Raw genomic sequence first — 23,936 nt, forward strand, 5'->3', positions numbered from 1 at the left:
CCCCTCATGAGCATCCGCAAGCCCACCCGTCCTGCCCCTTCCGAGCAGGCTTCGTGGAACACCCAGCGCGGCACTTCGATGCCCGTACACCGCTATCGCCCCTGGTACGACCTGGTCGAGGACATCTCGCTGCCCGACCGCACCTGGCCGGACAAGCGCATCGACACCGCGCCGCTGTGGTGCGCCGTCGACCTGCGTGACGGCAACCAGGCCCTGATCGACCCGATGTCGCCCGCCCGCAAGCGCAAGTTCTTCGACCTGCTGGTCCGCATGGGCTACAAGGAGATCGAGGTCGGCTTCCCGGCGGCGTCGCAGACGGACTTCGACTTCGTCCGCGAGATCATCGACGAGGGCGCCATCCCGGACGACGTCAGCATCCAGGTGCTGACCCAGTGCCGCCCGGAGCTGATCGAGCGCACCTTCAAGGCACTCGAAGGCGCACCGCGCGCGATCGTCCACATCTACAACTCGACCTCGATCCTGCAGCGCCGCGTCGTGTTCCGCGAGGAGCGCATCGGCATCACGAAGATCGCTTCGCAGGCCGCCGAGCTGGTCGTCGACTACGCCGCGAAGCAGCCGGACACCGACTTCCGGTTCCAGTACTCGCCGGAGTCCTACACCGGCACCGAGCTGTCGTACGCGCTCGAGGTCTGCAACACCATCACTGACATCTGGCAGCCGACGCCGGAGAAGCCGGTGATCCTGAACCTGCCCGCGACCGTCGAGATGGCGTCCCCGAACGTCTACGCCGACTCGATCGAGTGGATGCACCGCAACCTGGAACGCCGCGATTCGGTGATCCTGTCGCTGCACCCGCACAACGACCGCGGCACCGGGATCGCCGCCGCCGAGCTGGGCTTCCAGGCGGGCGCGGACCGGATCGAAGGCTGCCTGTTCGGCAACGGCGAGCGCACCGGCAACGTCGACCTGGTCGCGCTGGGCATGAACCTGTACAGCCAGGGCGTCGACCCGCAGATCGACTTCTCCGACATGGACGAGATCAAGCGGACCGTCGAATACTGCAACCAGCTGCCGGTGCACGAACGCAGCCCGTGGGCCGGTGACCTGGTGTTCACCGCGTTCTCCGGCAGCCACCAGGATGCGATCAACAAGGGCCTCGACGCGCTGAAGGCCGCCGCCGACAAGGTGGGGACGCCGGTCGACGAGCACCCGTGGGAGGTCCCGTACCTGCCGATCGACCCGAAGGACATCGGCCGCAACTACGAGGCCGTGATCCGGGTGAACTCGCAGTCCGGCAAGGGCGGCGTCGCCTACATCATGAAGGCCGAGCACCAGCTCGACCTGCCGCGGCGCCTGCAGATCGAGTTCTCGAAGGTCGTCCAGCGGCACACCGACACCGAGGGCGGCGAGGTCGACCCGACCACGATGTGGAACGCCTTCTCGGCCGAGTACCTGGAGCTGAAGACGCCGCTGGAGCTGGTGCGCCAGCACGTCCGGGACAACGGGGACGGCGAGTACGACATCACCGCTACCGTGCGGGTCGAGGGTGACGAGCACGAGGTCACCGGCCGCGGGAACGGCCCCATCGCGGCGTTCTTCGACGCGCTGTCGACCGTCGGGTTCGACCTGCGGCTGCTGGACTACAGCGAGCACACGCTCTCGCCGGGCGACGACGCGCGGGCCGCGTCGTACATCGAGTGCGCGATCTCCGACCGGGTGTACTGGGGCATCGGGATCGACCCGTCGATCGTGACCGCTTCGCTGCGGGCCGTCGTCTCGGCGGTGAACCGGGCTCACCGGTAGTTTCGCTTCGCGCGTGACGGCCCCCTTCCCTCGGCTGAGTCGAGGGAAGGGGGCCTTCACGCGCGCCGGGGCGTAACTCGCGTGAGTTACGCCTGAAGGCCGCGGAAGGTGGCGGCTACAGGGCCTTCACGGCGGCCAGGACATCGGCCGGATCGGTGCGCGTGGTGTAGTCCGGGTGCACGTCGATGTACCGGATGACCCCCTCGCCGTCCACGACCAGGACGGTCGGATAGGGCAGCTCCCACTCCGCCGCCCCGTTGATCTTCTCGACGTCACCGATGAGCGTGTCGAAAGCCGGCTTCGTCTCCGGGGCCAGCCGGAACGTGATGCCGAGCGCGCGGCCGAGCTCGTTGTCCACATCGGACAGCACGACGAACTCAAGATCCTTTGTGGACAGTGAGCCGTCCGGAAGCTGCGGGCTGACCGCGACCAGCTTCACGCCCAGGTTCTCCAGCTCCGGCAGCAATTCCTGCTGATACGTGCGCAAGGCGAGGTTGCAGTACGGACACCAAGCGCCGCGGTAGAACACCACGACCGCGGACCCGTCCGCGACCCGGACCCGCTCGCCTCCGGCGTCCGGCAGCGCGAGGTCCGGCATCGGCGTTCCCGGCTTCGCGGCCGCCTCGGCGACCACCCCCACGAACGCCGCCCGGTCGGCCTTGAGCACCTCGGCGACCTCGGCCGGGACGTGGCTCGCGACGGATTCCCGCAGCTCGGCGAGGTCGGTGTTGAGATCCCCCATGGTCGGCTCCTTTGATTGTACTGATCGGTACAGTGAAACCGACTGTACTATCCGGTACATGAGTGGTCAACCGGCGAAGACCCCGCAGGGGCGGATGACGAGGGACGCGATCGTCGACGCGGCGGCCGAGCTGATGTACGTCAACGGCGTCGCCGGGACGAGCGTCGACAAGGTGCTCGCGGCGAGCGGCGCGGGGAAATCGCAGATGTACCACTACTTCAAGAACAAGGATCAGCTCGTCGAAGCGGTCATCGCCCGCTTCCTCGAAAACATCCTCGGCAACCAGCCGACGATCTTCCAGCTGCACGACTGGGCCGATTTCGACCAGTGGGCGAGCGAGATCCTGGCCATCCAGACCACCCCCAAGGGCCCGATCGCCTGTCCGCTGGGCAACCTCGCGGGCGAACTCGGCGACAACCCCAAGATCGCGCCGCTGCTGGACAAGGCCTACCGCGAATGGGAGTCACATCTCCAGCGCGGGTTGGAATCGTTGCGGGAACAGGGAAAACTCGCCGCGGACGCCGATCCGGCCAGGCTCGCGCAAGCGGCGATGAGCTGCGTCCAGGGCGGCCTGCTGATGGCCCACCTTCGCCACGACGTCACGCCGATCGCCGACGCGCTCGAGATCGCGCTGGACCACCTGAAGAGTCACGCTCGCCCGTGAGCGCGCCGACCTCCTCGGCGAGCGCGTCGAGCACCTTCGCCACCGCCGGCCGGGAAGCCGCCCCGAGCCGGTAGACCGCTTCCACGTGCCGCGCCGCCTTGATCCCGGCGAGCGGGCGGCCGACGAGGCCGCTGCCGCGTCGAGTGTCCATTGTGTACCGGGGCAGCAGTGCGATCCCGTGCCCGGCGGCGACGAGCCGTTCGGTGATACGGAAATCGTTGATGCGCTGGACGACCTGCGGGCGTACGCCGGTGCGGATGATCAGCGACTGGAGGATGTCGTCGACCGGGAAACCGGCGTTGACGCTGATCCAGCGTTCGTCGGCCAGTTCGGCCAGCTCGATGCGGCGCCGCTTGGCCAGCCGGTGCCCGGCGGGGAGCGCGACGTCGAGTGGTTCACGCAGCAGATGCCGCGTCTCCAGCCGGTCCGAGCCGAGCGACGGCGCGTGCTCGTCCCGGTGCGCCACCACGATGTCGTAGTCCGCGACGAGTCCGGGGACCTCCGGCGGGGTCATGTCGACGTCGCGCACGATGACGTCCAGCCCGTCGAACTCCGCCGTCCGGTGCAGCAGCCCGGGCAGCAGCATCAGCCCGGCGGACTGGAAGATCGCCACCCGGACGCTGCCACGCGGGGCGCTGCGATAAGTGTCCAATTCGGACTCCGCGCGTTCCAGCGCGGCGAGCACGTCGTCCGCGCGGGCGACCAGCGCGCGGCCCGCGTCGGTCAGCCGCAGGCCTCGGCCCGCCGGTTCGGTCAGCGCGAGACCGACGTCACTCTGCAGGGCGCGCAACTGCTGGGAAACCGCGGACGGCGTGCAGTGCAACGCCTTCGCGGCCGCCGTCACACTGCCGCGATCGGCGAATTCCCGCAGGGTCCGCAACCGGCCGATGTCCATACCGCCAGCATATGTGAAGCCGAACTGAACGATCGCTGCAAATATTCTCGCTGGTCCTAAAGGGTCGCGCCACGTAAGAGTGAAGACATGCCCGCCCGCGATCGCCTGCTCGCCCTGTTCGTCGCCGTCCTCTGGGGCTGCAACTTCCTCGCCATCCACGCCACCCTCGGCCAGTTCCCGCCCGTCTTCGCCGGCGGCCTGCGTTTCGCGGTCATCGCCATCCCGACGATCCTGTTCGTGCCGTGGCCGAAGGTGAAGATCCGCCACCTGCTCGGCTACGGGCTGGGCTTCGGCACCGGGCAGTTCGTGTTCCTCTTCATCGCGATGGACACCGGCATGCCGACCGGGCTCGCGTCGCTGGTGCTCCAGGCGTCGGCGCCGTTCACCGTCCTGCTCGGCGCCGTCTTCCTCCGCGAACGCGTGTCCGGACGGCAGCTCACCGGCATCCTGCTCGCCGTCGCCGGGATGGCGACGATCGCCTGGCAGCAGGCCGGGAACGCCGCCCTGCTGCCGGTGATCCTGACCCTTCTCGGCGCCCTGAGCTGGGCATTCGGCAACCTGAGCACCCGGCAGGCGGCCCCGGACAACCCGTTGAACTTCGTCCTCTGGATGTCCGTGGTGCCGCCGCTGCCGATGTTCGCGCTGTCGCTGGTCATGGAGGGGCCCGCCGAGATCGGGCACTCACTGAGCACGCTCGGCACCACCACCGGGCTGATCGGCCTCGGCGGCCTCGCCTACGTCGTGCTTTTCGGCACGATCGTCGGGTCCGGGATCTGGACGTCGCTGATGCGCCGCAACCCGGCGGGCGTGGTCGCGCCGTTCTCGCTGTTGGTGCCGGTGGTCGGACTGTCGATGGCCTTCCTGGTCCTCGACGAACGCCCCTCGCTGGTGGAGATCATCGCGGCGGCCGTGGTCATCGGCGGCGTCCTGTTCGGTTCGACGAAACGCCGCGTGCGCGAGCCGGACTTCCTCGCCGAAGCCGAAACGCCTCAGCCCACTGGTGTGCGGTGAGGCGTTTGGGCACGACTCCCTTGCCGGGACGGGTGAACACCCGCCGCACGAAGTCCTGGTAGCGCTCACGATCCGTGTCGTCGACGAGTGACCGCTCGCGGCGGGTCATGGTGAGCAGACCGCCGTCGACGCCGGGCCTCGGGCGGAACGCCGCGGCGGGCACCCGGCCCGCCAGCCGGAAGTCGAACCATGGCCACCACTGCGCGGTCATCATGGTCGCGCCGCCGACCCCGGCCCGGCGGCGCGCCACCTCCCACTGCATGAGCAGGACGGCGTCCGTCCAGCCGGGAGCGGCGAGGACGTGACGCAGCGTCGCGGTGGTGAGATGGAACGGCAGATTGCCGACCAGTACGTGTGGTGTCCGCGGCAGGGGGAACCGCAGGTAGTCCGCGGTGACGATCTCCGTGGACGGCCGGACGCGGCCCGCCAGCCGGGCGGCGCGGCGGTCGTCGATCTCGATGCCGGTCAGTGGCCTGCCGAGCCGTTCCAGCGGGAGGGTCAACGCGCCGTCGCCCGTGCCGAATTCGATGATCGGCCCGCCGGTCGCGGCGACGAGCCGCACGACGGTTTCGACGGTGTTCCGGTCGATGAGGAAGTTCTGGCCGAGTTCGTGACGGCCAGGACGCTGTGTGCGCAAGTGATCTCCGCGGCTTCGAGGTGAGCCGGGCAGCACGAGGCAGGCCCGGCGATGGCTCGCTCGGGCGGCGGTTCCTTGCTTGACGCCGGGGATCCGCCGCTAGGCGCGGCGGGTCCTGGTGAACGCGGAAGCACACATGGCGGCGAAACTACCTCGGGCCGCCTGCGGCACGCCAACCGTTTTCTACGCGCCGATCCGGCTCGTGCCGAGGTGCTCGACCGGGCCGGACAGCGCGGCCTTGACGTGCCGGGTGAGGTCGTCGGTGAGCACCTCGGTCTCGCCCTTTTCGAGGCCGTCGACGACCTGGCGGGCGACGTCGCGCGGGTCGTTCTTGGGGACGTCGAGGCCCTGGGTCATGTCGGTGTCGGTGTAGCCGAGGTGGACGCCGACGACGTGGGTGCCCTGTTCGGCGAACTCGATGCGGAGCGAATTGGTGAGCGACCAGAAAGCCGCCTTCGACGCACCGTAGGAGCCCGAGCCGGCCGCCCACGACAGGATCGAGTGCACATTGACCAGCGCGCCGCCGTCCTTGAGCTGCGGCGCAAACGCTTGCGCGATGCGCAGCGCGCCGAAGACGTTGGTCTCGAAGACCGGGCGGTGCGCGTCGACGTCTTCGGTGAGCAGCGAGCCGAGGCCGAGGACGCCGGCGTTGTTGAAGACGATCGTGGCGTCGCCCGCCTTCTCCGCCAGCGCGCGGACGGACTCCGGGTCGGTGACGTCGAGCGGGAGCGGGACGATCCGCGGGTCGGTCTCCTCGCGCGGCGACCTGGCGGTCGCATAGACCTTGGCGGCGCCGCGGTCGAGCAGTTCGGTGACGAACGCCTTGCCGAGTCCGCGCTGCCCGCCGGTGACCAGTGCCACGGCGCCTTCGATGGAGGTCATGACTTGCTCCCTTGACAGAAGTGTATGGCTTTTGCCTCTGTCGTCAGCATGGCGACGCCGGCCGACAGAGTCAAGTACGCTTGACCTATGTCATGGACCGCGACGGACCGGTACCGGTTACGCACCGCCCCCTCGGGGCTGGCGCTCGTTCAGGACTTCCTCAACACGAAGGCGATCAAGACGTACGGCCTCGACCTGCTGAGCGACCCCGACCTGACGCGGCCTTGGGCCGCCGAGGCGCTGGCGGAATGGTCGCGCGCCCGGGACGCCGAGGTACCCGAGATCACGCTGGGGCCGGGTGACCTTCGCGCGCTTCGCGACCTGCGAGAGACGTTCGTTTCGCTCGTGGACGGCGGGGACGCGGACTTCGGCAAACCGGTCAAGGCGGATCTGACACTGCGGGACGGCGTCGTCCGGCTGTTCCCGTCCGGCACCGGACGGCAGTGGCTCGCGTCGGCGCTGTGGACGGAGACACTGCTCGCGCAGCAGGCCGGGATCTGGCCGCGGCTGAAACTGTGCCGTCTCGACGGCTGTCGTTCGGCCTTCTACGACGTCTCGCGCAACAACAGCGGGGTATGGCACGACGTGCGCACCTGCGGGAACGTCGCGAACCTGCGGGCCGCGCGAGAGCGGAAAAAGGCGCTCAGCTGAACGAAGCCAGCGCCGTGGGGATCGGGATCTCGCCGCCGATGACGTCGAAACCCTGATTCTCGGTGAGCGGTTCCTCGAGCGTGGCGACCAGGACGGCGGCGACGTCCGCGCGGGAGACGCGGCCCGGTTCGAGATGACCGGCGATCTTGACGTGGCCGGCGGGTTGGTCGTCGGTCAGTGTGCCGGGCCGGACGATCGTCCAGTTCAAGCTGGAGCGCTGGAGAACGCTGTCGGAGATCTGCTTCGCCATCAGGATCGACCGCACCAGGCGATCGCCCTGGTCCGGTGAATCCGCGAACTGCGCGGAAAGCTGCACGAACCGGGAGACACCGGCCTTCTCGGCGGCACGGATCGCGGTGATCACGCCGTCGCGGTCGACGAGGTCGACCGAGGCCTGATCGGGATCCGGTGCGCCGATCGCGCTGATCACCACCTCGGAACCGGCGAGCGCCTCGACGAGGTCTTCCGCGTCGGCGGTGACGTCCGCGACCACGGTTTCGGCGCCGAGGCCGGCGACCTCGTCCGCGCGGCGGCGGCTGCGCAGCCCCGCCCGCACCTGATGCCCCCGACCCCGCAGAAGCCGGACCACGTGGATCCCCGTCCGCCCCGACGCACCCAGCACTGTGACCCGCATGACACCGAGTCTGCCCGAAGTCGGCGACCCGTGCCTGGTCACACGCTCCGCAAGCAGTCGGCTAACTGCGGCGGGATCGGCGCCCTCGCCAACGGGACCGCGTGTTGCGAAAGCCACTTTCGCAACCTTCAACGTTGCGAAAGTGGCTTTCGCAACACGTCCGGTCGCGCCGACTGCACACATTTAGAGGACTAAATGCGGTCGTAGCGCGTGAAGGCCCCCTTCCCTCGGCTGAGCCGAGGGAAGGGGGCCTTCACGCGCGTTCGGGTCTAGAGGATCTCCGCCGCCGAGCCGACGTCCGGCAGCCCGCCGACGTCCGGGTTCAGCTCCCCGGCACCGACGAGCTCCGCCTTGACCTCGTGCGGTTTGATCCGCCCGTCGCGGATGTCCTCCGCGTAGTGGCACGCGACCCGGTGCCCGGTGCCGATCTCCCGCAGCTGCGGGCGGTCGGTGTCGCACAGGCTCTGCTGCTTCCACGGGCACCGCGTGTGGAACCGGCAGCCGGACGGCGGCCGCGCCGGCGAGGGAAGGTCACCGGCGAGCAGGATCTGCTCCCGGCTGTCCTCCACCGTCGGGTCCGGCACGGGGATCGCCGAAAGCAGCGCCCGCGTGTACGGGTGGAGCGGGTTCTCGTACAGCGTGTCGGCGTCGGCCTCTTCGACCAGCGAGCCGAGGTACATCACGCCGATGCGGTCGGAGATGTGCCGCACCACCGCGAGGTCGTGCGCGATCACCAGGTACGTGAGCCCGAGCTTCTCCTGCAGGTCCTCCAGGAGGTTGACCACCTGCGCCTGCACGGAGACGTCCAGCGCGGACACCGGTTCGTCGGCGACGATCAGGTCCGGCTCGACCGCGAGCGCCCGCGCGATACCGATGCGCTGACGCTGGCCGCCCGAGAACTCGTGCGGGTACTTCCGCAGCGAGGACTCCGGAAGGCCCACGGCGGCAAGGAGTTCGCGCAGCCGCTTGGCCGTCGCCTCCTTGTCCTTGGCGAGGCCGTGCGCCTTCATTCCTTCGGTCAGAATGGATTCCACCGACTGCCGGGGGTCCAAAGAGGACATCGGGTCCTGGAAGACCATCTGCATCCGGCGGCGGGCCTTGCGCAGGTCCTCGCCCTTGAGGCCCGCGACGTCGGTGCCGTCGAAGACGACGTTGCCGTTCGTCAGCTCGGTCAGCCGGAGGATCGCCCTGCCCAAAGTGGACTTCCCGCAGCCGGATTCCCCGACCAGACCGTAGGTCTCACCCTTGCGGATGGCCAGATCGACGCCGTCCACGGCGTACACGTACCCGATCGTCCGGTCGATCACGATGCCGCGTTTGATCGGGAAGTGCACCTTGAGGTCGTTGACCTCCAGCAGCACTTCCTGCGGCGGAACCGTGTGCGTCATCGGACCCCTCCTTGTGCGGCCACGGCCGGGATCACCGGGTTGTGGCAGCGCAGCAGCCCATTGCGGTCGGGGGTCAGCTGCGGTGAAACCTCCCGGCACACGCCGAGAGCGTTCGGGCAGCGGGGCGCGAAGGCGCAGCCGCCGTCCCACGGGATGTTGTCGGCGACGGATCCCTTGATGGGGATCAGTTTCTCGCCGCGGCCCGCGTCGAGACGCGGGATCGAGGCGAGCAGGCCGTGCGTGTACGGATGCCGCGGCTCGGCGAACAGCGCGTGCCGCTCCGCCCGCTCGACGATCTTGCCGCCGTAGAGCACGTTCACCTGGTCGCAGAGACCGGCGACGACACCGAGGTCGTGCGTGATCATGATCAGCGCGGTCCCGGTGTCCTGCACCAGTTCCCGCAGCAGCGCGAGGATCTGCGCCTGGATCGTCACGTCGAGCGCGGTGGTCGGCTCGTCGGCGATGAGCAGCCGCGGACGGCACGCCAGCGCGATCGCGATCAGCGCGCGCTGCCGCATCCCGCCGGAAAGCTGGTGCGGGTACTCGGAAAGCCGCCGTGCCGGGTCGGGAATGCCGACCTTGTCCAGCAGTTCCGCCGCCTCCACCGACGCCGCCTTGCGCGACATCCCGCGATGCCGCTCCAGCACCTCGGTGATCTGCAGGCCGATCGGGATGACCGGGTTCAGCGAGGACAGCGGGTCCTGGAACACCATGCCGAGGTCACGGCCGCGGCGGTCCCGCATTTCCTTGTCCGACAGGCGAAGCAGATCCGTGCCTTCGAACGACACCGAACCGCTGACCTGGTTGCCGCGTTTCGCGAGCAGCCGCATGATCGCCAGCGAGGTCACGGACTTACCGCAACCGGACTCACCGACGAGACCGACCGTCTGGCCGGGTTCGACGTCGAAACTGACCTCGTCCACCGCGGTGAACGGCTTTTCGCCGCGTCGGGAGAAAACGACCTTGAGGTCACGTACTTCGAGGAGTGCCATCAGAAATCACCGCCTGTTCTTCGGATCGAGGGCTTCCCGCAGGGACTCGCCGAGCAGCGTGAACCCGAGCGCGACGATGATGATCGCGATGGCCGGGTAGTACGCCAGCTCGGGGCGGATGTCGAGGAACTGCCGAGCGCTGCGGCTCAGCATGATTCCCCATTCCGCCCGGTTCGGGTCCGGGTCGCCGAGACCGAGGAACGACAGCGCCGCCGCCTCGAGGATCGCGGTCGCCAGGGTCAGCGTGGCCTGCACGATGACCGGGCCGAGCGAGTTCGGCAGCATGTGCCGCAACACGATCGCCCCGCGTTTGACGCCGAGCGACGTCGCCGCGAGCACGTGGTCGCTGTTTCTCTGCGCGAGCATCGAACCGCGCAGCAGTCGCGCGAAGATCGGCACGCTGACCATCGAGACCGCGACGATCACCGTCCACTGGCTCGGCTTCTGGAACAGCGCGGCGACCGAGATCGCCAGCAGCAGCGACGGCACGGACAGCATGACGTCGACGAGCCGCATCAGCACGGTGTCGACCCAGCCGCCGAAGGCGCCGGCGAGGCCGCCGATGATCATGCCGACCACGACGCCGATGATCGTCGCGAGCACACCGACCAGCAGCGTGTTCTGCGCGCCGACCAGCAGCCGCGAAAGGTAGTCGCGGCCGAAGTCGTCGACACCGAGCGGGAATCCGGGCTGGGCGCCCGGGATGATGCCCTGGCCGAGGATGACCTGGCTCTGCAGATACCGCTCGTAGGGATCCTTCGGCGCCAGGAGCGGCGCGAAGATCGCGACCAGCAGGAACAGGCCGGTGATCACGGCGCCGGTGATGGCCACCGGGCTCCGCATCATCCGGCGCAGCGCCTCGCCACCGAGGCTGTGCCCCTTCGCCGAGGAAGCCGCGAGCCGGTCGATCGGCTCCTTCTTCTTGTTCAGCAAGGTGTTCATCGGACACGCACCCTCGGGTCGATGAGCCCGTACGAGATATCGACCAGCATGTTCACCAGCACGTAGACCAGTGCGCCGAACAGCAGCAGTGCCTGGAGACGCGGGTAGTCACGCCGTTCGATGCCTTCGGCGAGCAGGAAGCCGAGGCCGCGGAAGTTGAACACCCGCTCGGTCAGCACGGCGCCACCGAGCAGCGCGCCGGTCTGGAGGCCGATGACGGTGACCACCGGGAGCAGACCGTTGCGGAGCACGTGACGGCGCCGCACGATCGGCTGGGTCAGGCCCTTCGAGTTGGCCGTGCGGATGAAGTCCTCGTTCAGCACGTCCAGCACCGAAGCCCGGGTGATCCGGACGATGACCGCGAGCGGGATCGTGGCCAGCGCGAACGCCGGGAGGATCAGGTGGGTGAGCGCGTCCCAGGCGGCGTCCCATTCCTGGGTGATGATGCCGTCGAAGACCGCGAACCCGGTGACGGTGGTGGCGTCGAGACCGGCCATCTGACGGCCCTGCGAGGGAAGTCCCAGCGGGGCGGCCAGCAGGTCCTGCATCATGTAGCCGAGGAAGAAGACCGGCACGGCGACGCCGACCAGGCTGAGCACGATGATGACGTTGTCGACGGCCCCGCCGCGGAACCGCGCGGACAGGTAACCGAACGGGATGCCGAGGCCCACCGCGATGAGCATCGCGCAGAAACCGAGCTCGATCGTCGCGGGCAGGAAGTTCGCGATCTCCGACATGACCGGCTGGGCGGAGACCAGCGAGTTGCCGAAGTCGCCGGTGATGGCCCGGCCGAGGAATTTGAAGTACTGGACGAAGATCGGATCGTCGAGGCCGAGAAGCTTGTTCAGGTCGGCGATCTTCTCCGGGGTCGCCTTGTCACCCAGTAGGGCGCCGGCGGGGCCGCCGGGCAGGGACCGGAGCCAGGCGAAGATCAAAATGGACAGGATCAAGAGCGTCGGTATCGCTTGTAGCAGCCGACGCACGAGAAAACGGAGCACGTGCGTTCCTTTGTTGCCAGCCCGGGAATGGGCCACAGGGGGCGGGCGCGGTAGCGCCCACCCCCTGATGGCTCAGTGGTGGTGGATCAGTTGACCGTGACGGTGTAGAAGCGCTCGTCGGTCAGCGGGCTGGCCACCAGGCCCTTCACCTTCGGGCCGACGACGATCGCCGGGGGGCCGTAGGAGATCGGGATGGCGGGCAGGTATTCCATGATCTTCTGGTTCACTTCCTGGTACGCCTTGGTGTGCGCCTCACCGGCGGGCGCGGCGTCCGCGGCGGAGATGGCCGAGAACAGCTCCGCGTTTTCGAAACCGAACTCCGGCTTCTCACGACCGAAGAAGGTGCCGACGAAGTTACCGGCGTCGTTGTAGTCACCGGTCCAGCCGAGCAGGTGCACGTCGTGCTTGCCCGCCTTCTGGACGTCGTCCTTGTAGCCACCGTTCCACGGCTTGGCGATCGGCTCGACCTTGATGCCCATGGCCTTCATGTCCTCGGACAGCGAGGTGAAGATGTCGGCCGGGTTCGGCATGTACGGCCGGGTGACCTCGGTCGGGTAGTAGAACTTCAGCGTCATGCCCTCGGCGCCGGCTTCCTTCAGCAGGTCTTTCGCCTTCTGAAGGTTGTATTCGTACTTGGTGACGTTCTCGTTGTAGCCGTCGATCGCCTTCGGCACGAACTGCGACGCGGTCTCGGCGCCCTCGGGGAGCTTCGACTTCACGAACTGGTCGCGGTTGAGACCGTAGGCCAGCGCCTGGCGGACCTTGAGGTCCTTCAGCTTCGGGTTGTTCTTCTGGTTGATGCCCAGGTACAGGATGTTGAACGACGGGCGGATGAGCACCTGCTCGCCGTCATTGCGCAGCAGGCCGTAGTCCGCGGGCGACGGGTAGTCGTAGCCCTGGATGTCGCCGGCCTTGAGCGCCTGCTTGCGGGCGTTCTCGTCCGGGATGACCTTGAAGACCAGCTTGTCGAGCTTGGCCGTCTGGGTCGGCGAGTCGGTGGCCTTGACCAGCGTGATCTCACCCTTGGCCTGGTCCCAGCTCTCGAACTTGAACGGGCCGGTGCCGGTCGGGTGCTTCAGCGCGTACTCCGGGTAGGAGAACGAGTCACCGCTCTGGGTGACGGCGTCGGCGTTGTACTTCTTCAGCGCGTCCGGGCTTTGGATCGAGAACGACGGCAGCGTGAAGGCCGCCGGGAAGGCGCCCTTGGCCTTGTTCAGGTTCAGGACGGCGGTCGACTCGTCCTTGGCCTGGCAGTCCTTGAACACCGGGGCGCCGGAGGCGTCACCCTCGTTCTTGGCGAAGCCCTCGAAGACGTCGCCGTAGTAGATCATCTGGCTCTGGGCGGCGGCGCCCTTCATGTTGTACATGCGGTTGAAGTTGAAGCAGACCGCTTCGGCGTTGAACGGGGTGCCGTCGTGGAACTTCACACCCTTCTTCAGGGTGAAGGTCCAGGTCTTGCCTTCGTTGCTGCCTTCCCACTTCTCCGCCAGACCGGGCTCGAGGTCCGCGGTCCCCGGCTTGTTCATGATCAGCGTGTCCATCATCTGGCGGATGATGCGGAAGGTCTCACCGTCGTCGTTGAAGAGCGGGTCGAACGTCTTCGGGTTACCGGCGGCACCGAAGACCATGGTGCCTCCCGAGCCACCCCCTGCGCCTTCTTCACGCTTCGATTCGGCACAGGCGGAAATGGAGACCGCGAGTGCGCCGGCAAGCCCGATCAGGGCCACACGGCGTGCTCGGGTCACCCGCAGTTGCTGCATCTGGCACCCCTTGAGGAGATTTTCGGTGTTTAGGCACCGTCCGGTCGGTCGGAAAGTCGAGCTCCACGGACGATCGGTGTGCCCGCCGACACTAGCGGGAACTCAGCCCGCACTTAAGCACGCGAGGTTACGATCGCGCTACACGACGGCCAATACGACCGCAAAGTGTCCGCAATTCCGGACGGAGTGTAATCAATTCCGGACCACTAACGCGCAGAGTGCCGGGTCACTGACTCAAATGGGTGCCCACCACTACGACCAATGGGTGCCGGACAAAACAAGACACCGGCAGGACATTGGACCCGTCTCGTGAGTGGTAAGGACGGTTCTAACCGTCCTTACCACTCACGAGAGGTGACCACACGATCGGCCGCCGCCCTGGTCCCGTCGACGGCGAACCACCCGCGCTCGAACAGCTGCCAGCGCCGAAGATCCGCCCGGGACGACTCACCGTCGCGCTCGGCACCACGGTCGAGACGTTCGGCCTCGCTCCCGCCGTCCAGCCAGGTCAGCAGGGACAACGAAGGGCGCATCCGCGCGCGGCCACTGGAAACGCCCTCCAGTACCAGCACCTCGGGGACCGGGATCTCGACCTCTTCACCCGGCAGCGGGACACCACTGGACCAGTCCACCCGCCGGTACCGGCCCGCCCGGCCCGCGCGCAACGGATCCAGGACGCCGGTTTCCAGCCGCGGCCACCACGAAACGGGCTCGTCCCAGGTGGCGAACTCGTCGGTGCTCACCAGCGCCACCCGGACGCCCCGGCCGGCCAGTTCGGCCACGATCTTCCCGGCCAGCGTGGACTTCCCGGAGCCGGACGGGCCGTCGACGGCCAGCACGCGGACGGGGCCCAGCCTCGGCGGGGCCGCGAGAAGCGCGTCGATCAGCGTGCGCGTGCGGGGCTCACTTCGGGGAGCCCTTTGACGTCGTCGGGGGCCGCCGTCCTGGCTTCGAGCGCGGCGACCCGTTCCTCCAGGTCGCGCTGGGCGTCGGCGAGTTCGCAGCGGAGCAGCGCGATCTCCTCGACGGAGGTCCGGACCTCTTCTTCGAGATGCCCGACCTCGGTCGACAGATGCAACGCGACCAGCGCCAGCACCACACCGGCCATGAGGAATACGAAGTTCGACGGCGTTTGCACGCCGGTTATCCGCGCCATGAAGTCGGCCGCCTGCGGAACGAGGGCGAGCACGACCACGCCGACGGCGAGGACGAGCCAGACACCCGCGTACTTTTCCCGCAGTTTCCGCCGCCGCATCATCTCGAGGACGACGAACAGCACGAGACAGGCGACGACGATGCTGAGAATGCGCCAGCCAGCCATAATCAGCTCCTTTTACGCCGAATCCGACGAGTCGACGGCGGGACGGCGGCGCACCAGCGCCAACAGCAGGGCGAGTCCGGCACGGCCGAGGTAGATGGCCGATTTCACCGGCGAATGGCTCGGCGTTCCGGCCGCCCGTTCGCGCATGATCACCGGGATTTCCTTGATCTTCAGTTCGGCGCGGATCGCCATCACCAGCGATTCGACCGTGTCGCCGAGGTATTCGGCCGGGTAGTACGCGGCGAACAGTTTGATCGCGCGCGGGCCCATCGCCTTGAACCCGGAGGTCACGTCGGTGAGCTTGGTCTTCCCGAGCCGGGAGAAAACGACCGAGAGCGCGACCATCGCGTATTTCCGCGGGCCGCTCGCCTTGTACGAACCCTTGCCCGCGAACCGCGAGCCGATCGCGATGTCGGCGTCGTCGAGCGCGTCCAGCAGGGCGGCGACCTCGTCGGGATCGTGCTGACCGTCCGCGTCCACCTGGACGACGACGTCGTAACCGCGGGCGGCCGCGTACCGGAAGCCGGTGCGCATCGCCCCGCCGACACCGAGGTTCACCGCGAGGCGGGCCACCTCCGCGCCCGCCGCGCGGGCGAGCTTGGCCGTGTCGTCGGACGAGCCGTCGTCGACCACCAGCACGTCCATGCCGGGCAGGGACTGCTTGACCTGGGAAATGACGGCGCCGACGCTGGCCTGCTCGTTGAGAGCGGGCATCACGATGAGTACGCGGCGGGTGGTCACGGACGTACTGGACACTGGATCACTCTATCTTCTCACTGGCCGTGAGCGGCCGCTACCCGCTCCATCACTCGCTGCTTCCCCCGAGAGCGCGACGCCATCAGCCATGAGAGCGGAAACCGCGGTGTGCCCGCCGGTAGTGGTCTCGAAGACGCCAACCGGGCAAGTCAGCGGCCACTCCCCCGCGTCCGGGACGTCGCGATACCCCCTCATAGACTCGCCGCGTCAGCGGCATTTTTCGATCGGAGAAGACATGCTGTCCGAAGCCGCCCAGCTCGCAGTCGGCGCACTCGTCGTACTGCTCCCTGGGCTCGCGATCCTCCTCACCGCCGGCCTGCGCGAGCGGTTGTGGCTCGCCGGGCTCTCGGCGCCGCTCACCATGGGCTTCGTCCTGCTGGTGTCGCTCTTCACCGGTGTCACCGGGCTGCGCTTCGGGTTGCTCACCGTCGTGATCGCGCTGGTCGTGGTGCTGCTGCTGACGGGCGCGGGCAGGCTGCTGATCGTCCGCCGCCGTCCGCCCGCCGAGCTCGCCGAGCCCGCCGAGGACGACCGGCTGCGCGCGCTGGCCGGCAGGCCCGCCCGGATCGCGCAGATCCTCGGCGCCGTGATCGCGCTGGGCGGAGTCGTGCTCGGCGTCCGCATGTGGCACAAGGGCCTCGGTTCCTGGGCGACCCCCACGCAGGAGCACGACACCGTCACGCACGCCGTGCTGACCGCGTACACGCACTTCACCGGGCGCGCGGCGCCGTGGCAGGTACTGCCGATCGACGTCGTCAACGACACCAACATCCAGTACTACCCGCCGGGCTTCACCGACGTCAGCGCGCTGCTGACGGACATCTTCGGCGACACGATGCTGTCCATCAACCTGGTGACCGTCGTGTTCACGGTGATCGTGATGCCGCTTTCGGTGGCCGCGTTCACCGCCGCGGTCCTCCGGCACGGCCGCGTCGGCCGCGGCTGGGTCGAGCTCGCCGCCGGTGTCGCCGCGCTCGTCTCCGTGCAGCTCTACCGCCCGGCCATCGCCTTCGCGCACGACGGCGGGGTCCTGCCGAACGCGGCCGCGCTGGCGATCACCCCGGGTCTCGTCGCCGTCATGCTGGTGATCGGCAAGCGCCACTGGGGACGCGCCGTGCTGATCGGTGTCGCCATGGCCGGGGCGTTCAACCTGCACCCGAGCGCGCTGACGTCGATCGCGTTCACCACCGTCGCGGCCATGCTCGGCCTGCTGGTCACGCGGTCCGGCAGGCTCGCGTTCGTCCGCTCGCTGCTGCCGCTGGTGCTGGCCGCCGTCGTCACCGTCGTGCTGCTGATCCCGAGTGTGCTGGCGCTGCTGCGGCTCGGTGGCGGCACGGTTTCGGACGCTCCCGCGAACATCCGCGGGGTCGCCCTCGGCGACGCCTTCGGCGTGCTCGCCAAGCTGCCCTACGGCGGCTACTTCGATCCCGGCAACACGTTGGGCCAGCTGACGCTCGGCGTCCTCGGCCTGGTCGGCCTGGTCTTCGCGGTGCTCTCGCGGCGCGCGTGGACGCTGGTGACCGCCTGGGTCTTCTGGGCCGCCGTCATCGTGACCTACCATAATTCGCCCAACTCCGGTTTCGGCGCGATGGTCGGCCGGTACTACTACCGGGTGGCCAGCAGGATCGACAGCCACATCTACCTGCTGATCCCGACGCTGGTCGGCGTCATCTTCGTGGTGATCGGGCTGGTGCTGGTCTCGGGCAAGGTGCGCAACCCGATCCCGGCGAACGCCCGGCCCGCGATCGCCTTCGGGCTGACCGTGGTGCTGCTCGGCGCGCTCACCGTGACCACGTTCCGCGGCTACATGAACACCGCCGCCTACTCCCTCAGCCAGCGCTACTCCGCACCGCAGTTCACGCGGTACTCCGATCAGGACGACGCCGCCGCGAAGTGGCTGAAGGAGCACGCGGCGCCGGGCGAAGCGATCCTCAACAACGCGAACGACGGCTCGACACTGCTCTATGTCGACTACGACCTGCCGATCGTCAACATCGTTCCCGACGGGCACAGCCCGATCAAGGAGAACGAGCTGCTGCTCGCGCGGTTCAACACCTACCCTGCCGACTCGCAGGTGCGGGACATCCTGCGCCGGAAGAACGTGCGCTGGATCTACGTCGACACCGTCGCCCCGACGGTCGGGACCGACGGTCGCCACTGGAGCGGCGACCTGTCCTTCGCGCTGGCGCCGGGGCTGAGCAACCTGGCCGGGCTGCCGGGGCTGACGAAGACCTTCTCGTCGGGCAGCGTCAGCGTTTACCGGCTCGACCTGCCGCCGCAGAGCTAGGCCGTGTCCTGTAAGTCTGTTCGATGGGCTTCGTGATCCAGGTGGTTCCTGACGGTGCGGGCGGGTCGGCCTCGTACCGGGTCCCCGCCCGTGCCGTCAGGGAGCGCCTGGGCGCGGAGACCGCGAACATGACTTGCAGGACACGGCCTAGTCGACGGCCTTCGTCGTCTCGGGGCCGCCGCGGACCACGAACGCCATGACGACCAGCAGGCCGACGGTCGGCCCGGCGGCGAGGCCGACGACGGCGCGCACGACCGTGTCGCCGGGGAAGAACAGCAGCACCAACGCGGTCGCGACGACGACCGCGGCCCAGGTGATCAGCACCTTCGTGGCCTTGGCCTGCGCGACGAGGACGGCGGCGAGCAGCTGCATCGCGGCCAGCAGCACCGACGACCAGACCAGCCCGGCCATCCACCAGGCTTCGGGGTCGTTCTTGGCGCCGTAGACCAGGCGCACCACCCACGGGCCGATCAGCCAGCCGATGAGCGCGCCGAGGGCCGCGAGCGCCAGCGCACCCACCGAGCCGAGCGCGAGCAGCCTCCGCAGCCGGTGCTTGCCCTCCTCGGTGCTGGACAGGCGCACCACGGTCGGGACCGCCAGCGCCTGGACCGGCGCCATCAGCGTGAGCGGTGTCCTCGCCACGAACAGAGCGAGGAAGAGAACGCCGAGCGCGTCCTTGTCACCGCCGGGCGCGAGCAGGCTGACCAGCGCCGGATAGCCGGTGATGACGCTCGCGGTCAACCCGGCGCCCGCGAGCAGCATCAGCATGTTCGTGACGACCGGCTTCGCGGGCTCGTCGGCGTCCAGCTTCGGGTCGACCAGCTTGGCGGCGCCGCGGGCGAACAGCAGCCAGGCGAACGAGCCGGTCGCGGCGGCGATGGCGAACCAGTACAGCTGGGTGAGCCCGGCGACCACCAGCGCGGCGACCACGAGGATCCGCACGGCGGCCTCGACCAGGATGAGCCACGAGTAGGACCGGACGTGGTCCTGGCCGATCAGCAGGCCGCGCGCGGCGAACTGGAAGGCGAACGAAAGGCCGCCCGCGAGCACGATCACGGCGAGCGCGAACTGGCCGCCGTAGACCTTGCCGGTCACCGGCGGGATGAGCGTGAAAAGGGCCGCGACGCCGACCGCGACCAGGCTGGTGACGAAGGCGATCACCGCCGGGCGGCCCGCCTTGCGGCCTTCGAGCGCGGCATGCGCCGACTGTCGGGAGATCTCCTGTTCGAGCGGGGACAGGGCGGCGCCCAGCCCCATCAACATGCCCCAGAAGGAGAGCAGGACCGCGTTGTCGGCAGGCGACAGCGTCCGTCCCCACACGACGGTGAGGACGTAGCCGAGCGCGATGGCGATCAGCAGGTAGACGCCGATGCGGCCGGCGGATTTCCCGGTGTCCTTGGCCAGCTCTTCGCTGCTCACCGCGTTGCTCATTTACGCAGCCGGGCCCGCAGCGCCATGAAGAGACCCCGGAGCGCGCCGGCGCCGAAGCCGGCTGCGAACACGGGCGTGAGCCGGGCGACGGCCTTGGCCTCGGCCTTGGTCGCGCCGAACTTCGTCACCGCGAACCCGGCGGCCGTCGACCCGGCGGCGGCCAGCGCGACGGCGGTCTTCGGGCGCTTCGCGGCGACACCGAGGCCGAGGACTCCGACCGCCATCGCGGCGAACAGGCCGTTGCGCGCGGGGCCGGGGGACGCGAGATACGAATCGACGAACGTGGTGCCGCGGAAATACGACTGCCCGACGAACTTCTGGAACGAATCGCGGCCGTGGTAGGTCGCGGAGAACTCCGGGGCGAGGAAGATGCGGTGACGTTCGGCGATCCAGCGCAGAACACCCGTGTCGTCACTGGCGAAACGGACGTCTTCGAAGAGCGACTCGAACGCGTTGGACGAATCCTCGAGAACGTCCTTCGGCGCGGAAAAGAATCCGGTGCCTTTGGGGAAGACGTCGAACTCATCGATACCGAACGACATCAGCCGCGGGTTCGCGCAATAACGGCGCCACGGGATCTTGACCAGTCCCGCCATGAATCCCGCGTACGGATTGTGTTCGGACGCGACGTTGATGTGACCGTTCCACACCGTGCGCTCGGGATGGTCGACGAGCTGGTCGCGGAGGAAGGTGAGCGAGCCGGTGTCCACGATCACGCGGCTGTCGACCAGCAGGATCTGCCGCCCGGAAGCCTTCGCGATCCCGGCGCGGCGCGCCTCGAACCGGCCGCTGTTCGGCTGGGTGAGGACGGTGATGCCGTACAGCTCCTGCAGCCTGGCGAGCTTGGCGCCGGTGCCGTCGGTGCTGCCGTCGTCGACCACGACGACCTCGACCGGCCAGTTCGCCGCCTCTGCCGACGCGATCAGCGCGCCGACGCTGCGATCGATCCAGTCCTGCTCGTTGTAGACCGGGATCACGACGGACAGGGCCGGAAGGAGCGAATTCGCACTCACCCCGGCGAGGCTACCTTGCGCGGCCCACCAGTATCCTTCGGGCACCGCAGACCCCGACAGAATGGCTCTTCCGGTGATTTCCTTCATTCTCGGCACCACGGCGGAACTGATCAAAATCGCGCCGGTCTACCACGGCATCCTCGAACGCGGGGTCCGGCCGAAGATCTGGTTCACCGCGCAGCACGTCGACGAGGTCTCGGACGTTCTCGCCGACCTGAACCTCCCGGAGCCCGACGTCTGGCTCGTGCCGAAGGAGAAGGCGCACAACCTGGAGTCGCCCGCGCAGGTGCCGGGCTGGGCCACGCAGGTGCTGCGCACCGCGTGGAGCCGCCGCGCCGAACTGAAGGCCGCGCTGGTCGAGGACGGGCGCCCGCCGCTGGTCCTGGTGCACGGCGACACCTTCACCACGCCGTACGGCTCGCTCATCGGGAAGCGGATCCTCAAGTCGCGCGTCGGGCACGTCGAGGCGGGCGCGCGGTCGGGCAGCATCATGTCGCCGCTGCCGGAGGAGCTGAACCGGAAGATCGCCGCGAAGATCGTCGACATGCACTTCGCGCCGAGCGCGCGTGAGGTGAACAACCTCCGCAACGCGCGCGGCGTCGTCGTCGACACCGAGGCGAACACCGCGATCGACGCGATGCGGATGGCCATCAACGGTCCGCTCGACGTCGAGGGCCTGCCGGAGAAGTTCGGTCTCGCCACCCTGCACCGCTTCGAGCTGGTCTCGCGCGCGGAGAAGTACCGCGAGGCGCTGGAGATCCTGCGCGAGCAGAGCAAGCAGATGCCGATCCTCTACATGGCGGGCGCGCCCGAGCGCGAGAAGATCCGCTCGCTCGGCCTGGCGAACCTGTTCGACGAGAAGAACTTCATCATCCAGCCGAAGATGCGGTACCTGAAGTTCCTGCCGCTGGTCGCGCGCGCCGAGTACGTGGTCACCGACTCGGGTGGCCTGTCGGCCGAGTGCTACTACCTCGGCTTGCCGTGCGCCGTGCACCGCGAGCGCACCGAGACGCCGCAGCACCTCGGCGAGACCGTCGTGCTGACCGAGATGCGCGGGGACAAGCTGCAGAACTTCCTCGACACCTACCAGAACCGCCGCGGCGAGTCCTGGGTCGACAAGTTCCACCCGTCGGAGATCATCGTCGACACGCTCGCCCGCCTGGGTTACTGCTGACGCTTCGCGCGTGGGTCACCGTGGTCGTGAGTGGCGATTCGGGTTCTAACCCGAATCGCCACTCACGACCCACGCGACCGCGGCGGCCGGCGAGCTAAAGTGCCCGCCGGCCCGAGAGTGCCCGGCCCAGCGTCAGCTCGTCCGCGAACTCCAGGTCACCGCCCATCGGCAGCCCCGACGCGAGCCGCGTCACGGTCAGGCCAGGGAAGTCGCGAAGCATCCGCACGAGATACGTCGCGGTCGCCTCGCCTTCGGTGTTCGGGTCGGTCGCGATGATGATCTCGCTGATCTCCGCGCCGCCGATCCGCGCGAGCAGCTCCCGCATGCGCAGCTGCTCCGGACCGATGCCGGACAACGGGTCCAGCGCGCCGCCGAGCACGTGGTAGCGGCCCTTGAACTCGCGCGTCCGCTCGACGGCGAGCACGTCCTTCGGCTCCTCGACCACGCAGATGACCGTAAGGTCGCGGCGGGTGTCGCGGCAGATCCGGCAGGTCTCCTGTTCCGAGACGTTGCCGCAGACCTCGCAGAACTGCACGCCTTCCTTGACCTTGCCGAGCACTTCCTGCAGGCGCGCGATATCCGCGGGATCCGCGGCCAGCAGGTGGAAGGCGATCCGCTGCGCGCTCTTGGGACCGACGCCGGGCAGCCGCCCGAGTTCGTCGATCAGATCCTGGACGACACCCTCGTACAAGCTAGCCGCCGAGCCCGGGGAAGCCGCCGAGGTCCGGCATCCCGCCGCCGAGGCCGCCGGCGAGCGGGCCGAGCTTCTGCTCGGTCAGCTTCTGCGCGTTGGCCGAAGCGTCCCGCACGGCCGCGACGACCAGGTCGGACAGGGTCTCGACGTCGTCGGGGTCGACCACCTTCGGGTCGATGGACAGCGATTTGAGCTGGCTGTCGCCGGACACGGTCGCGGTGACCAGGCCGCCGCCGGAAGTACCGGTCACCTCCGTGTTGGCCAGCTCTTCCTGGGCCTCGACCAGCTTCTGCTGCATCTGCTGGGCCTGTTGCATGATCTGCGACAGGTCGAAGCCGCCACCGGGTTGCACCATGATCCGATCGGTCCTCTCCTGGAAAATCCCGTGCCGCCTCCCAGCCTAGCCGTCACGTGTGTGGCACCGTGGGCGCCGTGCGACGACGGCTTGGCCTGGTGGTGGCGATCGGATTGACGCTGTTCACGGCGTGCGGGGTGGACACCCCAGCGTCGTCGCCGTCGAGTCCGGCTCCCCCTGGCACCACCACGGTCTTCACCACCCTTCCGCGGCCGAGCCCCAGCACGAGCACGCCGCCGTCGAGCGCGCCGCCGCCTCCGAGCACGCCGCCGCCGAAGACAGGCAAGGTCGTCGTGCTCGATCCCGGCCACAACGGCGGGAACGCGGGCAGGCCGGGCGAAATCAACAAGCAGGTCCCGGCGGGGCGCGGCAAGACGAAACCGTGCAACACCACCGGAACGTCGACGAATTCCGGCTATTCCGAGCACGCGTTCACCTGGGATGTCTCGCAGCGGATCTCGCAGGCGTTGGCGGCCAAGGGAATCCGCGTCATCCTCACCCGGCAGAACGACACCGGGGTCGGGCCCTGCGTCAACGAGCGCGCCGCGATCGGGAACGACGCCCAGGCGGACGCGGTCGTGTCGATCCACGCGGACGGCTCGAATTCCGCCGGGGCGCACGGTTTCCACGTCGCCTACTCGGCCCCGCCGCTGAACGCCCAGCAGGGTGAGCCTTCGGTGAAACTCGCGGCGGCGTTGCGGGACGGTCTCCGCGCGGGCGGCTTCCCGACGTCGACGTACCTCGGGTCGGACGGGCTCGCCCCGCGCGCCGACCTCGGCGGGCTCAACCTCTCGACGCGGCCCGCGGCGCTCGTCGAATGCGGGAACATGCGCAACGCCGCCGAAGCCGCGGCGATGGCGAGCGAAGAAGGACGTCAGAAGTACGCCGCCGTCATCGCGAAGGCCATCGAGGACTATCTCGCGAGGCTGTGAGGCGCGGACGCGA

The 23,936-nt window shown here is 68.6% G+C and carries 24 protein-coding genes; 7 read left to right on the top strand and 17 right to left on the bottom strand.

Translation table 11 applies throughout. The features are described 5' to 3' along the window. Positions 1-6 precede the first annotated feature (6 nt). Positions 7-1,764: a 2-isopropylmalate synthase gene (leuA, locus tag NQK81_RS23345; RefSeq protein WP_185927396.1), complete on the top strand. Its 1,758-nt coding sequence runs from the start codon at positions 7-9 to the stop codon at positions 1,762-1,764. Between the two features lie 115 nt (positions 1,765-1,879). On the opposite strand, the gene NQK81_RS23350 is transcribed toward leuA, so the two are convergent. After that, a complete protein-coding gene (locus NQK81_RS23350) occupies positions 1,880-2,506 on the bottom strand; it encodes a peroxiredoxin-like family protein (protein WP_257483266.1) in 627 nt (208 codons plus the stop codon). 58 nt (positions 2,507-2,564) lie between these two features. Between NQK81_RS23350 and NQK81_RS23355 the strand changes: the two genes are divergently transcribed. Then, on the top strand, positions 2,565-3,170 hold the full coding sequence (locus NQK81_RS23355) for a TetR/AcrR family transcriptional regulator (RefSeq protein WP_371878806.1): 606 nt from the start codon (positions 2,565-2,567) through the stop codon (positions 3,168-3,170). Here the strand turns inward: NQK81_RS23355 and NQK81_RS23360 are convergent. Then, positions 3,106-4,065, bottom strand: coding sequence for a LysR family transcriptional regulator (locus NQK81_RS23360; protein ID WP_192742625.1), 960 nt, complete (start codon positions 4,063-4,065; stop codon positions 3,106-3,108). The genes NQK81_RS23355 and NQK81_RS23360 overlap by 65 nt on opposite strands. A gap of 87 nt (positions 4,066-4,152) precedes the next feature. On the opposite strand from NQK81_RS23360, the gene NQK81_RS23365 reads away from it, so the two are divergent. Next, a complete protein-coding gene (locus tag NQK81_RS23365) occupies positions 4,153-5,076 on the top strand; it encodes an EamA family transporter (protein ID WP_257483267.1) in 924 nt (307 codons plus the stop codon). Here NQK81_RS23365 and erm read toward each other — a convergent pair. Together erm and NQK81_RS23375 are read right to left on the bottom strand one after the other, a co-directional pair. Then, positions 4,979-5,713, bottom strand: coding sequence for a 23S ribosomal RNA methyltransferase Erm (gene erm, locus NQK81_RS23370; RefSeq protein WP_257483268.1), 735 nt, complete (start codon positions 5,711-5,713; stop codon positions 4,979-4,981). The two genes, NQK81_RS23365 and erm, sit on opposite strands and share 98 nt — an antisense overlap. Before the next feature lie 183 nt (positions 5,714-5,896). Continuing rightward, positions 5,897-6,595 carry an SDR family oxidoreductase gene (locus tag NQK81_RS23375; RefSeq protein WP_257483269.1) on the bottom strand — a complete coding sequence of 233 codons (699 nt, stop codon included), beginning with the start codon at positions 6,593-6,595 and terminating at the stop codon, positions 5,897-5,899. An 87-nt stretch (positions 6,596-6,682) separates the two neighbouring features. On the opposite strand from NQK81_RS23375, the gene NQK81_RS23380 reads away from it, so the two are divergent. Next, positions 6,683-7,246 carry a CGNR zinc finger domain-containing protein gene (locus NQK81_RS23380; protein ID WP_257483270.1) on the top strand — a complete coding sequence of 188 codons (564 nt, stop codon included), beginning with the start codon at positions 6,683-6,685 and terminating at the stop codon, positions 7,244-7,246. Here the strand turns inward: NQK81_RS23380 and NQK81_RS23385 are convergent. From NQK81_RS23385 to NQK81_RS23425, 9 genes are all read right to left on the bottom strand, one after another. Further along, positions 7,239-7,880, bottom strand: a complete 642-nt coding sequence (locus tag NQK81_RS23385; RefSeq protein WP_257483271.1) for an SDR family oxidoreductase — start codon at positions 7,878-7,880, stop codon at positions 7,239-7,241. The two genes, NQK81_RS23380 and NQK81_RS23385, sit on opposite strands and share 8 nt — an antisense overlap. 269 nt (positions 7,881-8,149) lie before the next feature. Then, positions 8,150-9,268: an ABC transporter ATP-binding protein gene (locus NQK81_RS23390; protein ID WP_257483272.1), complete on the bottom strand. Its 1,119-nt coding sequence runs from the start codon at positions 9,266-9,268 to the stop codon at positions 8,150-8,152. Next, positions 9,265-10,260: an ABC transporter ATP-binding protein gene (locus NQK81_RS23395; RefSeq protein WP_257483273.1), complete on the bottom strand. Its 996-nt coding sequence runs from the start codon at positions 10,258-10,260 to the stop codon at positions 9,265-9,267. The genes NQK81_RS23390 and NQK81_RS23395 overlap by 4 nt, the downstream gene beginning before the upstream one ends. A gap of 6 nt (positions 10,261-10,266) precedes the next feature. Beyond that, the gene (locus NQK81_RS23400; RefSeq protein ID WP_126737230.1) at positions 10,267-11,202 is read right to left on the bottom strand and encodes an ABC transporter permease; all 936 of its coding nucleotides are present in this window, start codon (positions 11,200-11,202) and stop codon (positions 10,267-10,269) included. Further along, complete coding sequence (locus NQK81_RS23405) at positions 11,199-12,200, bottom strand: ABC transporter permease (RefSeq protein ID WP_126737231.1); 1,002 nt, start codon at positions 12,198-12,200, stop codon at positions 11,199-11,201. The genes NQK81_RS23400 and NQK81_RS23405 overlap by 4 nt, the downstream gene beginning before the upstream one ends. An 86-nt stretch (positions 12,201-12,286) precedes the next feature. Beyond that, on the bottom strand, positions 12,287-13,960 hold the full coding sequence (locus tag NQK81_RS23410) for an ABC transporter substrate-binding protein (RefSeq protein WP_443092886.1): 1,674 nt from the start codon (positions 13,958-13,960) through the stop codon (positions 12,287-12,289). Positions 13,961-14,298: 338 nt separating this feature from the next. Beyond that, positions 14,299-14,799: a uridine kinase family protein gene (locus NQK81_RS23415; RefSeq protein WP_257483275.1), complete on the bottom strand. Its 501-nt coding sequence runs from the start codon at positions 14,797-14,799 to the stop codon at positions 14,299-14,301. Between the two features lie 44 nt (positions 14,800-14,843). Next, entirely contained in the window at positions 14,844-15,281 is a 438-nt protein-coding gene (locus NQK81_RS23420) for a DUF2304 domain-containing protein (RefSeq protein ID WP_257483276.1), read from the bottom strand. A 12-nt stretch (positions 15,282-15,293) separates the two neighbouring features. After that, positions 15,294-15,995 carry a glycosyltransferase family 2 protein gene (locus NQK81_RS23425; protein ID WP_257489823.1) on the bottom strand — a complete coding sequence of 234 codons (702 nt, stop codon included), beginning with the start codon at positions 15,993-15,995 and terminating at the stop codon, positions 15,294-15,296. 277 nt (positions 15,996-16,272) lie between these two features. Between NQK81_RS23425 and NQK81_RS23430 the strand changes: the two genes are divergently transcribed. Further along, a complete protein-coding gene (locus NQK81_RS23430; protein ID WP_257483277.1) occupies positions 16,273-18,324 on the top strand; it encodes a DUF6541 family protein in 2,052 nt (683 codons plus the stop codon). Positions 18,325-18,471: 147 nt separating this feature from the next. Here NQK81_RS23430 and NQK81_RS23435 read toward each other — a convergent pair whose 3' ends face one another. Together NQK81_RS23435 and NQK81_RS23440 are read right to left on the bottom strand one after the other, a co-directional pair. After that, entirely contained in the window at positions 18,472-19,755 is a 1,284-nt protein-coding gene (locus NQK81_RS23435; RefSeq protein ID WP_257483278.1) for a polysaccharide biosynthesis protein, read from the bottom strand. Then, the gene (locus NQK81_RS23440) at positions 19,752-20,768 is read right to left on the bottom strand and encodes a glycosyltransferase family 2 protein (RefSeq protein WP_257483279.1); all 1,017 of its coding nucleotides are present in this window, start codon (positions 20,766-20,768) and stop codon (positions 19,752-19,754) included. Before NQK81_RS23440 ends, NQK81_RS23435 begins: the two co-directional genes overlap by 4 nt. Positions 20,769-20,829: 61 nt before the next feature. Here NQK81_RS23440 and NQK81_RS23445 point away from each other — a divergent pair, with 61 nt between their 5' ends. Then, complete coding sequence (locus NQK81_RS23445; protein ID WP_257483280.1) at positions 20,830-21,942, top strand: UDP-N-acetylglucosamine 2-epimerase; 1,113 nt, start codon at positions 20,830-20,832, stop codon at positions 21,940-21,942. A gap of 94 nt (positions 21,943-22,036) precedes the next feature. On the opposite strand, the gene recR is transcribed toward NQK81_RS23445, so the two are convergent. Both recR and NQK81_RS23455 read right to left on the bottom strand, forming a co-directional pair. After that, the gene (recR, locus tag NQK81_RS23450; protein ID WP_005166260.1) at positions 22,037-22,633 is read right to left on the bottom strand and encodes a recombination mediator RecR; all 597 of its coding nucleotides are present in this window, start codon (positions 22,631-22,633) and stop codon (positions 22,037-22,039) included. Between the two features lies 1 nt (position 22,634). Next, complete coding sequence (locus NQK81_RS23455; RefSeq protein WP_007035126.1) at positions 22,635-22,991, bottom strand: YbaB/EbfC family nucleoid-associated protein; 357 nt, start codon at positions 22,989-22,991, stop codon at positions 22,635-22,637. A 68-nt stretch (positions 22,992-23,059) separates the two neighbouring features. Here NQK81_RS23455 and NQK81_RS23460 point away from each other — a divergent pair, with 68 nt between their 5' ends. After that, a complete protein-coding gene (locus tag NQK81_RS23460; protein ID WP_257483281.1) occupies positions 23,060-23,923 on the top strand; it encodes an N-acetylmuramoyl-L-alanine amidase in 864 nt (287 codons plus the stop codon). Positions 23,924-23,936 lie beyond the last annotated feature (13 nt).

The organism is Amycolatopsis roodepoortensis (genome assembly GCF_024628825.1).
GTDB lineage: Bacteria > Actinomycetota > Actinomycetes > Mycobacteriales > Pseudonocardiaceae > Amycolatopsis > Amycolatopsis roodepoortensis.

What these genes read in the sequence shown, in the direction of transcription:
- NQK81_RS23350 (WP_257483266.1), bottom strand. Translation starts at nt 2,506, where the DNA reads ATGGGGGATCTCAACACCGACCTCGCCGAGCTGCGGGAATCCGTCGCG.
- NQK81_RS23425 (WP_257489823.1), bottom strand. Translation starts at nt 15,995, where the DNA reads ATGCCCGCTCTCAACGAGCAGGCCAGCGTCGGCGCCGTCATTTCCCAG.
- NQK81_RS23390 (WP_257483272.1), bottom strand. Translation starts at nt 9,268, where the DNA reads ATGACGCACACGGTTCCGCCGCAGGAAGTGCTGCTGGAGGTCAACGAC.
- leuA (WP_185927396.1), top strand. Translation starts at nt 7, where the DNA reads ATGAGCATCCGCAAGCCCACCCGTCCTGCCCCTTCCGAGCAGGCTTCG.
- NQK81_RS23410 (WP_443092886.1), bottom strand. Translation starts at nt 13,960, where the DNA reads ATGCAGCAACTGCGGGTGACCCGAGCACGCCGTGTGGCCCTGATCGGG.
- NQK81_RS23380 (WP_257483270.1), top strand. Translation starts at nt 6,683, where the DNA reads ATGTCATGGACCGCGACGGACCGGTACCGGTTACGCACCGCCCCCTCG.
- NQK81_RS23385 (WP_257483271.1), bottom strand. Translation starts at nt 7,880, where the DNA reads ATGCGGGTCACAGTGCTGGGTGCGTCGGGGCGGACGGGGATCCACGTG.
- NQK81_RS23445 (WP_257483280.1), top strand. Translation starts at nt 20,830, where the DNA reads ATGGCTCTTCCGGTGATTTCCTTCATTCTCGGCACCACGGCGGAACTG.
- NQK81_RS23395 (WP_257483273.1), bottom strand. Translation starts at nt 10,260, where the DNA reads ATGGCACTCCTCGAAGTACGTGACCTCAAGGTCGTTTTCTCCCGACGC.
- NQK81_RS23435 (WP_257483278.1), bottom strand. Translation starts at nt 19,755, where the DNA reads ATGAGCAACGCGGTGAGCAGCGAAGAGCTGGCCAAGGACACCGGGAAA.
- NQK81_RS23355 (WP_371878806.1), top strand. Translation starts at nt 2,565, where the DNA reads ATGAGTGGTCAACCGGCGAAGACCCCGCAGGGGCGGATGACGAGGGAC.
- NQK81_RS23455 (WP_007035126.1), bottom strand. Translation starts at nt 22,991, where the DNA reads ATGGTGCAACCCGGTGGCGGCTTCGACCTGTCGCAGATCATGCAACAG.
- NQK81_RS23420 (WP_257483276.1), bottom strand. Translation starts at nt 15,281, where the DNA reads ATGGCTGGCTGGCGCATTCTCAGCATCGTCGTCGCCTGTCTCGTGCTG.
- NQK81_RS23430 (WP_257483277.1), top strand. Translation starts at nt 16,273, where the DNA reads ATGCTGTCCGAAGCCGCCCAGCTCGCAGTCGGCGCACTCGTCGTACTG.
- NQK81_RS23400 (WP_126737230.1), bottom strand. Translation starts at nt 11,202, where the DNA reads ATGAACACCTTGCTGAACAAGAAGAAGGAGCCGATCGACCGGCTCGCG.
- NQK81_RS23365 (WP_257483267.1), top strand. Translation starts at nt 4,153, where the DNA reads ATGCCCGCCCGCGATCGCCTGCTCGCCCTGTTCGTCGCCGTCCTCTGG.
- NQK81_RS23375 (WP_257483269.1), bottom strand. Translation starts at nt 6,595, where the DNA reads ATGACCTCCATCGAAGGCGCCGTGGCACTGGTCACCGGCGGGCAGCGC.
- NQK81_RS23360 (WP_192742625.1), bottom strand. Translation starts at nt 4,065, where the DNA reads ATGGACATCGGCCGGTTGCGGACCCTGCGGGAATTCGCCGATCGCGGC.